We start from the raw sequence: 13,851 nt of genomic DNA on the forward strand, positions 1-13,851 counted from the left end.
CAGTATACCATTTCTATGATAAAGTGTCTATGAATTTCAGAACGTTTGTTTGCTTTCTTTAGTTTGAGCGGGGACTATGATATTATTAGGTTATTATAAAGATCAGGCATCAAATGGCATAGCGCCTGACAGGGAGGAATAAGATGTCATCAAATGACTTCTATGCAAGACCCATAGATTTAAAGCGGTTCTGGAGGCAATTCAGGAAACGTATATGGATGGTGGTGGCAGCAACAGTGGTTGGGGCTATACTGGGGCTTCTTATCTATGTGATTTACAGTAATGTAATGAGTGGAAACACTGTCTATCAGATTCGAAATGATTATTATATTACCTTCAATCACGAGGAGTTTCCTAACGGAGTAGACTATTACAATGCCTACACCTGGGATGGAATCCTTAGGGATGATCCTATTGTTAACAAGGCATTGGAAGTTGATAGTGGTATCACAAAGGCCCAGATCCTTGAGAGTGTAAAGGGAGAGATCCTTGGGGACTACAGGATCCTCACCGTTGTTGTAACTGGCACAGATAAAGAGCTGGTTCAGAAAATCTCAGATGCCTACAAGACTGCACTTCCTGCTTTTGCTGACATCATTGACATGATCAAGACCATAGAGGTCTGGACAGATGCAGATATAGAAGTATATGACGCCTATACCAGGGAGCCCAATGCAGCCTTTCTTGGAGGGCTTATAGGTCTTTTGGTGAGCCTTTTCGCAGTCCTTTTGTACGGTATATTTGATGATGCTATCTATACCGAGAGAGATTGGGCGCTGAGATACCCTAAGATCCCATATCTAGGGAAAAGAGATACTGACGAATATAATGTCAACAGATCACACCTTCTGCAGTATGATGGAAACTATATTGAACTTGCATCGGATCAGTTCAGGTATGACCTGGATGAGTTTGACAGAATGAGAAAGGCTGACGGTGTCATCCTAAAGCTTAAGCCCGGAAAAGATAATACAGATGAAATGGACAAGGTAGTCTATACCCTGTTAAAGCAGGATGTCAAAATTGTTGGAGTGATGGAATAAATGGTACTTTATACCTTTATAGCTGCCATCACAATAGTTTTGGCATGCCACGTAAAGACAACTGAAGACTCTGCCTATGACTTTGTTGCTACCGGCGGAAGGATCGTGACAGGATATACCTCGAGACGCAAGGCGCTTAACACCCTGTATCTTGTAGCTGTGTTTGCCATCTTGGCACTTTTGGCAGCCCTGAGGCTTGAAGTTGGAAATGACTACGGAACCTATGTTGTAACCTGTCATGAAATTTTTCAGAAGGGCTATGTTGTCACAGAGCCGGGATTTAATCTGGTGGTAAGGATACTTTACACTCTTTCAGGTAAAGAAGATTACCTGCTTATGTTTGGGGTATTCGGAGCGGCGATCGTAGCTGTTTTCCTGAAGGTGCTCTACGACCAGAGCGACAGCTTTGCCTGGGGATTCTTTGTGTTCATGACCATGGGCTTTTACTACAGGAGCTTTAACACGGTAAGATATTATTTCGCCCTTGCCATTGCAACCTTTGCTCTGAGGTATCTCATGGATATCGATGTTCAGGGGATGATAAAGTTCTTTGCGCTTATTCTTTTTGCTGCCACTTTCCACAAGAGTGTGCTGGTGGTCATTCCAATGTATTTTATAGCAAGGATCAATTGGAAGAGATGGGCCCTTATTCCACTGGCAGCTGTCAGCGCAGTTGCAGCTCTTTTGCATAACCAGATACTTGATCTGGCGCTTAAGCTGTATCCGTCCTACAGGAACACGGTGTACATTGAGGAAGTACACACCATAATAGAGAATGCTGCACCATTATTCGGATGTCTCTTTGTTCTTGGATTGTGCCTTGTGTGTTATAATGATGCAGTTAGGGACCAGGTGGACAACCGGATGTATTTTAACATGAACATCATGGCATTGGCGCTTTATGTGAGCTGCTTCTGGCTTCCGCTGATCACAAGGTTTGCGTACTATCTGACCACCGCACAGATACTTCTTTTACCTAATCTGATCTGCAGGATCCGGGATAAGACAAAAAAGAAGCGGGTAATTTCGGCGGTTGTGGTTTTCTGTATTTTGTATTTTTTGTACTTCCTGACGGAAGCAGACAAGATGGGAGTCAGGGTGCTTCCATATAAGAGCTGGTTATTCTACGATCACAGGTGGCTTAACCAGACTGATACATTTTAAATTCGGATATTATTTCGGGGAGGAAAAAACTATGAAAATGAGATACTGTAAACGTTGCCTTCAGCCTGATACCAGACCCGGTATCATTTTTGATGATGAGCAGATTTGCTTTGCCTGCCGCTATGAGGAATCAAAGGCTACCATCGATTGGACTGCAAGAGAAGCTGAGCTTAAGGGCTTTGCAGAGGAAGCAAAGGAGGAAGCTAAAAAGCGTGGAAATACCTACGACTGTATCATTGGTGTTTCCGGCGGTAAGGATTCAACCTTCCAGGCAGTATATGCCAAGGAGAAGCTGGGACTTAATCCCCTTCTTATCAACTGCATGCCTGATGAGATCACTGAGATCGGACAGAAGAACATCCAGAATCTCAACAATCTGGGCTTTGACATTATCTCAATCAGACTTAATCCTACAGTTGCAAAGAAGCTGGCAAGGAAGTCATTCTTTGAGCGCGGCAATATAATTGCTGCTTCAGAATACTGCCTGTGGGCATCTTCATATATTATGGCTGTAAAGTTCAACATCCCACTTATTATCCAGGGTGAGAACGCTGCTCTTACACTTGGAGCTGCCAAGAATCAGGAAGCTACCGGAAATGCATTTTCAGTAATGCAGCTGGAGACAATCCGTGGAGCAAGCGTAGACAGCTTCGTAGATCTGTCAAACAACATCACAGAGAAAGATCTTTTCTTCTACAAGATCCCTACTGTTGAGGAGATGCAGGCCAAGGGAATCCGGGCTATATTTCTTCAGTACTATGCTAAGGAGTGGTCACAGGTTCACAATGCAGATTTTGCCATTGCAAGAGGCCTGACTGGAAGAGCTGATGATCTTCATGAGCTTGGAAGATATAGAAGATACACAGCACTTGATAGTGATCTTCAGATTCCTAACCAGATGATCAAGTATCTGAAGTTTGGTTTTGGCTATGCTACAGATGAGATCTGCTACGACATCAGAGAGGGCAGATTTGACCGTGAGAGCGGAAAGTGGTATGTGAACGAGTTTGATGGTCTTTGTGGTGAGAAGTATATTGAGAAGGCCTGCAAATATCTGAGCATTACCAAGGAGGAGTTCTGGGAGGTTGTAGACAAATACGTCAACACAGATCTCTTCGAGAAGGTAGACGGAAAGTGGAAACCAAAGTTCACTGTAGGTGAGGATTATGAGTCATAAAACCTGTAAAAACTGGTATCTGTACTTAACAGGAACACTGCTTCTTATACAAGCGGCAGTGTTCCTTGTATTTCGTGGGGAGAGCTATTTTCAGATCCATGATAATTTAGATCTTTTCATGGGCCACTATGAGATGCTGAAAAAAGCAGGCATCTGGTTCGCTCATGGAGTTGACGCTCCGATCATGCACGGGATTTCCAGGGATCTGTTTGGGTCAGAGTTTAATCTGTATAATCTCTTTTACATCTGCCTCCCAGGAGTGTGGGCATATCTGGCAGGTTATGCAGCGAAGATTGCCATCGGAATGATCTCTTTTATCCTGCTTGCAAAAGACTTTTATAAAGAGAAGTACGAAAACTACAAGCCCCTGGTTGTGGTGATCGCAACAGCCTTTGCGCTGATCCCGGTTTTCCCGACCTACGGCATTGCCTTTACATCTGTGCCTCTTATCATTTTCTTTCTGAGAAAACTATACTTTGCCCAGAGTCTCAAAGAGAGGCTTCCCTGGTATGTGGCAGTTTTCTGTTATCCAATCGTGTCCTACTTCTCCTACCACGGATTCTTTATCCTGAGCTACATGGTAGTGGCAGTGATCATTTTGTGGGTGAAGGATAAGAAATTTCCCAAGAGCACTTTTGCTTCCATCGTGATCCTTTCCCTTGGCTATGTGCTTTTCGAGTACAGGCTCTTTGGACAGATGCTTGGAACAGACACTGTTACAATAAGGACCACTATGGATCATGGAGATCTTTCTTTTGGACAGGCCATGGTCACAGCTTTTAATGAGTTTGTAAACGCATCCTTCCACTCGGAGGATTCCCATACATACATCGTTCTTGGAGTAGTGCTTATCGCGCTGGTAGTTATCAATGCATCTCACATTAAGGCCGGAAAGGCAAAAGAGATACTGACAGACCCTGTAAATCTGGTGATGTTCTGGATCATCTTCAACGTGCTGATCTTTGGTCTGTACCAGTTTGCGCCCTTCAGACATCTTTTTGAGATGCTTGTTCCACCTCTTACAGGTTTTGAGTTTGCAAGAACTGCTTACTTCAACACTTTCCTCTGGTATGCAGAGTTGCTTCTTGTATGCATCAGAATGTATGACCTTGGGAAAAAGAACTTTAAGCTCCTTGCAAATGTTATCGTGACACTGGCTGTGCTGGTAGTAATGTTCGTACCTCAGGTATACAACGATTTCTACTACACCTGTTACAATCAGGCCTATAAGGTAATTAAGCAAAAGGAAACCAGTACGGTTAATTATAATGAGTTCTATTCAGTTGAGCTCTTTGAGAAGATTAAGGAAGACATCGATTATAAGGGTGAATGGTCCGCGACTTTCGGAATGCATCCTGCTATCCTGAACTACAACGGTATAGCATCAGTTGATGGCTATCTTGGAATGTATGCCCAGGAATATAAGGATAAGTGGACAAAGGTTATTGAGCCTGCCTTTCCGGGATCTCCTTCACTGGCCTCATATTTTGTTGGCTGGGGCGCCAGAGTTAATCTTATTTCTGCCGATGATGAAAATACCTATGCACCACTTCGTGTAATGGATCCGGTGGACAAAAGGCTTTTGGCAAATATGGATGAACTAAAGAGTCTTGAGTGCAAGTACATCTTCGCAAGATTTGAGATAAGCAATGCGTCAGAGATTGGCCTGAAGCTTGTTGGCACCTACATGGATGCCTCCAGTCCCTACACCATATACCTTTACCAATTATAAAAAGACTATTAATTCTGCAGTGTGATAATTCTGTGACACTATAAAGCGTAGTATCATCTTGATTAGTGGATTGGCCCGGAAGGGCGATTGCTTAGAGAGGAGAAAGATTATGAAGAGAAGAGTTGCACTGTTAATGGTCGGGGCTATGATTGGCCTTACAGCCTGCGGAAGTCAGGCCACAACACAGGAGTCTGCTGAGCAGCCAAAAGAGGAGACTCAGGCTGCAGAAGAAGTGTCAGAGGTTGTAGCAGAGCCTGCGCAGGGGCAGGAAGATTATATTGAGGACACAGTTCTTTCAACTGATCTTCTTACAGTTACAATACCGGATGAGTTTAAGGGTAAGTTCCAGGCTAAAATAATTGACAATGAGATCTTTGTATATGATAAGGCCAGTAGCGAAGCAGGATTTGGAGGATTTGTATTCTCTGTAATTTCTAACGTTAACAAGGACGTTGTAGCCGGCGGAATGTATACAAAGATTGGTGAGGTGGAAACTCCTACAGGGGAGTTTTATGACGTGCTCACCAGCGGGCCTTCAGATGTTCAGTGGGACTACACAACAAATGAAGAGATGCCTGAGGATTATGGCAAGCTATACAATTCTGTAAGTGATATTCTTGCTAATATCCAGGGTAATAACGGAGCTACATACATGCACGGCGCAGGTATGAAGGGTGAGGATCTCTATGCATACACACTTTCCCAGTATCTGACAGCCTTTGACGAGGGATGGGATGCGAACCAGTTTGAGGAAGCCGGGATGAGCCCTGAATTCTATGCTCTTATCCAGTATGATGGCGAGAAGGCCTATGATGAGATGGGATTTGCCTACAAGGACATATCCAACGACGGTGTGGATGAGCTTCTTGTGGGAATGATAGATGACAGTGACGAGCCTAGTGTAGTTTATGATATCTACACTATGGTAGACAGACAGCCTACACTGGTCGTAAGCGGAACAGCAAGAGACAGCTATTGCGGTATGGAGTATGGTGGAGTTGCAAACTTCTACTCAAGCGGAGCTATGGACAGCGGAGTTAAGGTTTACAACATTACTCCCGGAACCAATGAACTTTTCCTTCAGTATGGCGTAAAGTATGATGGCTATGAAAATGAAGAGAATCCATGGTTCAAAGACGAAGCTTCAGGTGATGATGAAGATAAGTGGGTAGAGTGCACAGAGGAAGACTACAACATGTGGTTCGACCGCGCTAATGAGCAGTGTCTGAAGCTTGATTTCACACCATTTTCAGAGATAATGCCCATCGATTACTCAAAGGTAGATCTTTCAAAATACGACACCTTCACCAAAATGCTTGATGATTTCAAGAACGGTATGGGCTATGCCAATGAGCCTGTTGGTGACACAGATGTATTCTTTGCTGCAACCGGAACCTACAACGGTGAAAACGAAACAAAGAATGCTATAGATTCATCACTGTTTATCTATGATAGTAAGGGCAAGATTGTTTATCTTGGACAGGTTTATTCCGCAGGAACAGCTTATCCGCTTTCGCTTAAGGATGGATATCTCTATACCGGCGGACACCACAATGTGTCTAAGTACACAGTTAAGGATGGCAAGCTTGTAGTTGCAGAAGAAGCCATTGAGGAGTTTGATACTAACGGTAACTCGACCTTCTACTACGCTAAAGATGGCGAGGAACCAAAGAAGGTTGAGGATGATTCAAACCTCATGACGCTTTTTGATGAATATGCTAATGCAAAGCCCGTTGAATATTCAGTAGTAGAAAAGCCCTGAAGTTATCCAATAATGAAATTACTCCCACCATCCCTGGATGGTGGGATTTTTTTCTTTTACTTATAGGCACTGTGGCATATAATTGTTGATATGATGAGCAAAAGAAAAATTGGAAGAATCTACATATGTCACACCTATTACCATGCTTATATTGCTGTGGTAAAAGAGCTTGTGGCAAGACATGAAAGTAATGAAAAAGCTGACATAATACTTAGCACCATGTCAAATGACTTTGGGAATCTTAAGGAGCGCCTTGAGAAGTCCGGAGTCTTTGATAATGTCTATATGTACGACGAGAAGGAAGATGTTACCTCCGAAGAGGTTATGAGCTATCACCGGGATAAGGGAAACATCGTAGCAAATCTTCTTCAGAGGATCACTTATACAAAGCTCCTTGGTAAATTACAGGAGGAGTATATTCCCACAGATCTGTCCAGGTACCAGGATGTTTATGCTTTCTGTGATTCGGACCCAATAGGATATTACCTGAACTACAAGAAGATTAGATACCATGCGGTAGAGGATGGCCTTAACTCAGGTAAGCTGGATGATCAGGCAAGAAATGCCAACAGAGGCGCGTGGCCTCTTAAGAAAGCCATGGCAGCTATGGGGCTTATCTTTATCGAAAGTGGTTACAGCAGATACTGTATAGATTACGAAGTAAACGACATCAGTGCCAACCACAGACCCCCTAAGAATGTGGTAGAAATACCAAGGGCTGAGCTTAACGATAAGCTTTCAAAGGATGACCACAGAATACTTGTGGAGATATTCCTGGAAAATGCTGACAGGGTCGTGGGGCAATTGGTGGATCCTTCAGATCCAAGGCCACAGGTCATGATCCTTACAGAGCCTTTGTGCGAGATGGATGTGCGTGAAAAACTCTTTGGAGATATTGTAGATGAGTACAAGGATGCACATCGCGTCATTATAAAGCCGCATCCAAGGGATGTTCTGGACTATGAGAAGGCCTTTCCCGGAGTCGTGGTAATAAGGGACAAGTTCCCCATGGAGGTTCTTGGGGACATAGATGGCTTTAAGGTGGACAAGGTAATTTCAGTCATCACGCAGATGGATAATGTATACTTTGCAAAAGAGATTGTCTATCTGGGACTGGATTTCCTTGATAAGTACGAGGATCCGGAGATTCATCGCAAAACGGAGAATCTTGATAAATAGGTCGCGACGTGCAAGTGGAGAATTCTGGATGAGTCTATACTTGAAGAAAGCAACAATTGAAGACGCGGAAGATGTCTTGAGCTGGAGGAATGATCCTACTACCAGGGAGAATTCTTTTACTAAAGGGGAAATAAGTCTTCTGTCGCATATGAATTGGTTTCAGAGGAAACTGGCGGATTCAAACTGTCATCTTTTCATACTGATGGATGGCGACATGAAGGTTGGTAATATCCGCGTAGATGTAACCGAGGATGTGGGTGAGATCAGTTATATGATTGCGCCTGAAGCCAGAGGTAAGGGATATGGAAAGAAGATCATAGCATTGGCTGAGAATGAGATGCGAAATGATGAGACGGGAGTTAAAGCACTCACAGGGATGGTACTTAAGTCCAATGGTGCCTCATGTCATTGCTTTGAAGCAAATGGCTACACAGCTGAGAATGCAGGGGATTCATTCTGCTATTCAAAATCGATATAAAGATGAGTTCCAGATAAGCAAATGATTGCATGCTTGCTTATCTGGCCTGGGGAAATTGGGTGATAGGAGTGGATATGTTTAACAAGGAAATCAAAATTGGAAATAAAACCGTTGGTGGGAATAACCCATGCATGATCGTGGCAGAGCTTTCCGGAAATCACAACGGTGATTATAACAGAGCAGTAGAGATAATCCATGCTGCCAAGGAAGCCGGGGCTGATGCAGTAAAGCTCCAGACTTACACTGCAGATACAATTACCATCGACTGTGATAAGCCCTGGTTTATGACTCCGGGTGATGGCCTTTGGGCCGGAAGGACACTCCATGACCTATATGAGGAGGCGTACACTCCATGGGAGTGGCATAAGGGCCTGATGGAGGAAGCAAATAAACTGGGAATGGAGTGCTTCTCATCTCCTTTTGATCCTACAGCGGTTGATTATCTTGAGAACCTTAACGTTCCAGCCTACAAGATTGCCAGCTTTGAGATCAACGACATTCCTCTTATCAGGAAGATCGCAAAGCTTGGAAAACCCTTAATTTTTGCCACGGGCATAGCCTATGAAGAGGATATTCAAAGAGCCCTTGATACCTGCAAGGAAGAGGGGAACGACAACGTTATCCTTCTTAAGTGCGTCAGCGCTTATCCAACCCCTTACAACCTGGTGAACCTTAGGATGATGCAGGGGCTGCAGGATAAGTATCAGTGCGTAGTTGGGCTTTCAGACCATACCCCAGGAGGTACAATTCCTGTTGGAAGCGTTGCGCTGGGAGCAAAGATGATCGAGAAGCACCTGACCCTTGACCGTTCAGCGGGCGGCGTTGACGATGCTTTCTCCATGGAACCTTCTGAATTTGCTCAGATGGTAAAAGAGGTCCGCATCATGGAAGAGGCTCTCGGATCTTATGAGTATTGTTTAACAGACAAGCAGATTAAGGAGCGGAGCCTTTCAAGATCTCTTTTCGTGGTAAAAGACATAAAGGCTGGAGAAACAATAACAGAAGAAAATGTGCGATCCATCCGTCCCGGAAACGGAATGCACACCATGTACTATGAGGAAGTACTGGGCAAAAAGGCTGCCTGTGACCTTGAAAAAGGCACACCACTTGCCTGGGAACATATAGAGAAATGACCGGAATCAGATGTGATGCCAATTCCATAATAGCTTCAGGCCACATGATGCGATGCCTTACCATCGCAAAAGAGCTTGTAAGGCTTGGTGAGTCTGTGACCTTTTTTGTGGCAGACGATGAGTCCAAGGCTTTGTTTGATGCGTATGTAGGGGACCTTGGATCTTCAATTGACGTGGTGGTTCTTGGCACAAACTGGCAGGACATGGAGAGCGAGCTAAAAGCCCTCATACCTGAACTTGGTAAAAGAAACATCGACAGACTCCTTGTTGATTCCTATAAAGTGACAGTTCCTTACTTTGAGAAGATAAAAGAGATATGTCCTGTGGCATACCTTGACGACCTCAATGAAGCTACATATCCTGTGGATATGCTTATAAACTATAGCGGCTACTACAAGAGCCTTGGCTACGAAGAAACCTACAAAAACGTCTGCGGATATAATGGGGTGCCAACCAAACTGCTTCTTGGCCTTCAATACGCGCCACTTCGTGAGCAGTTTTATCATTATTCCGATGCGCCGGCAGAGAGCCTGGAAAAGCACGGGGCTGAGAATCGGAGTGCCGCAGAGAGTGTCGTTTCCTCAGAGGATCAGAATTCTGAGACGGCAATTTCCGTCCTTCTTACCTCGGGCGGAGCTGACACACAAGGAATGCTTTTGGCAACTCTTTCGGCGGCAGAGAAAGCAGGTCTTATAAAGTCGGACGACAGTTCTTTAGAAAAGTCCGGTACAGGTAAGGTGAATGTTTTACCGCGCGCTGATTGGCACGTGGTTGTTGGAAGCCTCGTGAAGGATGCCACAGCCATTGAGAAATTTGCTGAGATCCACGCAGGAATCATAATCCACCGCGCTGTTACAGATATGGCAGGGCTGATGCGTCAATGTGACATCGCTGTCTGCGCAGCAGGAACCATGTTGACAGAGTGTGCAGCAATTGGTCTTCCAGCCATCTTCTATCAGGTGGCAGATAACCAGAAGTACAACGTCGATTACTGGAGCAGCACCGGTGGCATGAAGTTTGCTGGAAATGTAGAAACAGACAAGTCTGCAGTTGTCAGATCCATATGCGCAGAATTGTCTGTACTTTTAGCTGACATGGCCAAACTTGAATATATGAGGAGCAAACTTGCAGGAATCACGGATGGACGTGGTGCTATTCTAATCGCAAAGGCTTTAATGGAGATGAAAAAATGAAAACACTGGCTATGATAACTGCGAGGGGAGGCAGTAAGAGGATCCCCAGGAAGAATATTAAGGACTTTAATGGGAAGCCCATAATGGTCTATTCCATTGAGGCGGCGCTGAACTCCGGCGTTTATGACGAGGTCATGGTATCCACTGATGACCAGGAGATTGCGGAGATTGCCAAAAAGTACGGCGCCAAGGTGCCTTTCTTTAGAAGTGAGAAAACTGCAAATGATTTTGCAACAACAGTGGACGTGATCGAGGAAGTTATTGAGGAGTACCATAAGCTGGGACAGGACTTTGATATTTTTACCTGTATCTATCCCACAGCTCCTTTTATAACCAGCGAAAGGCTGAAAGCTGCTGTTGAACAGCTGAAGGCGTCAGATGCTGACTGCCTTATTCCTGTGGTGAGATTTTCTTATCCTCCACAGCGTGCCATGGAGATAAGGGAAGGAAAGCTGGTGTTCAGACAGCCTGAAAATCTTGCCAAGAGATCCCAGGACCTGGAGCCACATTTCCACGACGCTGGTCAGTTTTATGTATGCAAGGTGGAGAGCTTTAAGAAGAACCGTGGGATCATGGTGGGAGACATTCTTCCCATGGAACTTTCAGAACTGGAGGTCCAGGATATAGATAACGAGGTGGACTGGAAGCTGGCAGAGCTGAAGTATAATCTTTTACATGAAGGAAAATAAAACTTAATCTTCAGAAATGAGTGGGGATATCCGATAAATATAAAAGATGGATATCCCCTTTTATATTTTTATTCTTTGGGTTATAATGTGGAATGAGATTGTAGACTTATTAACATCCGCATTTATGCGCTTTCATAAACCACTTGAAAGGGGAATATAGAGAATATGCAGTACGCAGATATAGGAATTGACCTTGGAACCGCTTCGGTTCTTGTATATATCAAGGGCAAGGGCGTTGTTTTAAAAGAGCCATCAGTAGTGGCTTATGACAGAGATACAGAAGAGATCAAGGCTATCGGAGAGGACGCAAGACTTATGCTTGGTAGAACCCCGGGCAATATCGTTGCAGTAAGACCTCTTCGTCAGGGCGTTATCTCAAACTATAAGATCACAGAGCAGATGATGAGATACTTCATCAAGAAGGCTATCGGCCGTAGGATCCACAGAAAGCCTTTCATCGCAGTTTGTGTTCCTTCAGGAGCAACTGAGGTTGAGAAAAAGGCTGTTGAGGATGCAACAAGACTCTGTGGAGCAAGAGATGTTAAGACCATCGAGGAGCCTATAGCAGCAGCTATCGGAGCAGGAATTGATATAACAAAGCCCTGCGGAAATATGATCGTTGATATAGGTGGTGGTACATCTGATATTGCAGTAATCTCTCTTGGAGGTACTGTAGTTAGCACATCAGTTAAGGTTGCAGGAGATGACTTTGATGAGGCAATCGTGCGTTACATGCGTAAGAAGCACAACCTCCTTATCGGTGATCGTACTGCTGAAGATATCAAGATAAAGATTGGATCAGCTTATCCAAGGGCTGAGAGCGACTTTATGGATGTTCGTGGAAGAAACCTGGTAACAGGTCTTCCTAAGACAGTTAAGGTTTCATCAGAGGAGACAGAGGAGGCTCTAAGAGAGCCTACAAGCCAGATCATTGAGGCTATCCACAGTGTACTTGAGAACACTCCTCCTGAGCTGGCAGCAGATATTGCTGACAGAGGAATTGTCCTTACCGGTGGCGGAGCGCTTCTTCGTGGCCTTGAGGACCTTATCTATTCTAAGACTGGTATCAACACAATGACTGCTGAGGACCCTATGACAGCCGTTGCTATCGGAACAGGCCGTTATGTTGAGTTCATTGCAGGTTATCGTGAGGATTGATACAGGTACAACAATTCGTGCACTGCTCATGGATTGAGCAGTAGAAAATGATACTGGAGCGCGCTGCAAGCGAGTGAACAGTAATCATACTACGCCAGGATGGTATGAGGGATTTTGTATGGTAAAAGGTCTTTACACTGCTTATACAGGGATGATCAATGAGCAGCACAGGATGGACGTGCTCACCAACAATCTTGCAAATGCCAATACTAACGGTTACAAAAAGGAAGGCGCAACTTCACAGTCTTTCAGTGATCAGCTTGCGCTCAAAATTAGAGACATTACTGATGCCCCGTTCGCAGCTCGTGGACTGGGCATTATTAATCCCGGCGTAAAGATTGGTGAGGGCTACGTGGACTGGACAGAAGGGCCCATGAAGGAGACCCAGAACACCTTCGATCTTGCCATTGGCGGAAGCGGATTCTTTGCTATCGAGTATGGCGTAAAGCAGGCCGATACTGAAGAGGAAGAAGAGGGTACAAACAGCAGAGCCGGGTACAACGACTGGAGACTTAACAAATACCGCAGTGAAAGAGCTATGGCAGCATATAAGGCCGGGCAGCTCACTGTGGATGAGCTTAAGGACAACGGTCTGACACAGCAGATTCTGTATACCAGAGACGGTAACTTCACTCTGAACAGTGAGGGAGTACTTGTTACTCAGGACGGAGATTTCGTTCTTTCTCAGGACGGCGGACATATTGAGCTGGATCCCAATCTCTCTGTTCAGATCAGTACCAATGGTGAGATTAGTCAGAATGGCGCTGTAGTAGCAACCATAGGTCGGTTTGACTTTGAAAAGACTGTGCAGCCAAGTGGAAGAACCACTTACAATAACCTGCAGCATTATGGAGAGAATGGCTATATTCCGGTAGATGATGCAACTGCGACAGAGGCAACAGGACTGGTTTATTCCGGATTCCTTGAGCAGTCCAATGTTTCCGTGGTTGATGAGATGGTACAGATGATCGCTGTTCAGAGAAATTATGATACCAACCAGAAGATGATCTCCACCATTGATGACTCATTGCAGATAGCTGCAAACCAGCTTGGAAAGCTGTAAATTTTATAATTTTTTAATAATTTAGCTTGCACTGTATGACGATAAATAAACAGAGAAGTATATATAAGTCACGGATGACG

12 protein-coding genes are annotated in these 13,851 nt (G+C 44.5%); all 12 read left to right on the plus strand.

Annotated elements, in window-relative coordinates:
* Positions 1-143: 143 nt before the first annotated feature.
* The 12 genes from BO18_RS08720 to BO18_RS08775 all read left to right on the plus strand — a co-directional run bounded on the left by BO18_RS08720 (position 144) and on the right by BO18_RS08775 (position 13,771).
* Positions 144-1,043 carry a YveK family protein gene (locus BO18_RS08720; RefSeq protein WP_034445431.1) on the plus strand — a complete coding sequence of 300 codons (900 nt, stop codon included), beginning with the start codon at positions 144-146 and terminating at the stop codon, positions 1,041-1,043.
* On the plus strand, positions 1,044-2,207 hold the full coding sequence (locus BO18_RS08725; RefSeq protein ID WP_034445433.1) for an EpsG family protein: 1,164 nt from the start codon (positions 1,044-1,046) through the stop codon (positions 2,205-2,207).
* A gap of 31 nt (positions 2,208-2,238) precedes the next feature.
* Complete coding sequence (locus BO18_RS08730; RefSeq protein WP_081860967.1) at positions 2,239-3,384, plus strand: N-acetyl sugar amidotransferase; 1,146 nt, start codon at positions 2,239-2,241, stop codon at positions 3,382-3,384.
* The gene (locus BO18_RS08735; RefSeq protein WP_034445435.1) at positions 3,374-5,116 is read left to right on the plus strand and encodes a DUF6044 family protein; all 1,743 of its coding nucleotides are present in this window, start codon (positions 3,374-3,376) and stop codon (positions 5,114-5,116) included. Before BO18_RS08730 ends, BO18_RS08735 begins: the two co-directional genes overlap by 11 nt.
* A 109-nt stretch (positions 5,117-5,225) precedes the next feature.
* The gene (locus BO18_RS08740; protein WP_034445436.1) at positions 5,226-6,878 is read left to right on the plus strand and encodes a hypothetical protein; all 1,653 of its coding nucleotides are present in this window, start codon (positions 5,226-5,228) and stop codon (positions 6,876-6,878) included.
* Between the two features lie 90 nt (positions 6,879-6,968).
* The gene (locus BO18_RS08745) at positions 6,969-8,057 is read left to right on the plus strand and encodes a glycosyltransferase family 52 (RefSeq protein WP_081860968.1); all 1,089 of its coding nucleotides are present in this window, start codon (positions 6,969-6,971) and stop codon (positions 8,055-8,057) included.
* A gap of 28 nt (positions 8,058-8,085) precedes the next feature.
* Positions 8,086-8,535, plus strand: coding sequence for a GNAT family N-acetyltransferase (locus tag BO18_RS08750; protein ID WP_051688592.1), 450 nt, complete (start codon positions 8,086-8,088; stop codon positions 8,533-8,535).
* A gap of 74 nt (positions 8,536-8,609) precedes the next feature.
* Positions 8,610-9,668, plus strand: coding sequence for a pseudaminic acid synthase (gene pseI, locus BO18_RS08755; protein WP_034447194.1), 1,059 nt, complete (start codon positions 8,610-8,612; stop codon positions 9,666-9,668).
* Positions 9,665-10,861: a PseG/SpsG family protein gene (locus BO18_RS08760; protein WP_034445438.1), complete on the plus strand. Its 1,197-nt coding sequence runs from the start codon at positions 9,665-9,667 to the stop codon at positions 10,859-10,861. The genes pseI and BO18_RS08760 overlap by 4 nt, the downstream gene beginning before the upstream one ends.
* Positions 10,858-11,550, plus strand: a complete 693-nt coding sequence (pseF, locus tag BO18_RS08765) for a pseudaminic acid cytidylyltransferase (protein WP_034445440.1) — start codon at positions 10,858-10,860, stop codon at positions 11,548-11,550. Before BO18_RS08760 ends, pseF begins: the two co-directional genes overlap by 4 nt.
* A gap of 165 nt (positions 11,551-11,715) precedes the next feature.
* Positions 11,716-12,708 (plus strand): rod shape-determining protein, encoded by a 993-nt coding sequence (locus tag BO18_RS08770; protein ID WP_034445442.1) that lies wholly within the window; start codon positions 11,716-11,718, stop codon positions 12,706-12,708.
* A gap of 118 nt (positions 12,709-12,826) precedes the next feature.
* The gene (locus tag BO18_RS08775; RefSeq protein ID WP_034445444.1) at positions 12,827-13,771 is read left to right on the plus strand and encodes a flagellar hook-basal body protein; all 945 of its coding nucleotides are present in this window, start codon (positions 12,827-12,829) and stop codon (positions 13,769-13,771) included.
* The last annotated feature ends 80 nt before the right edge of the window (positions 13,772-13,851 follow it).

This window comes from Butyrivibrio sp. AE2032 (assembly GCF_000702965.1).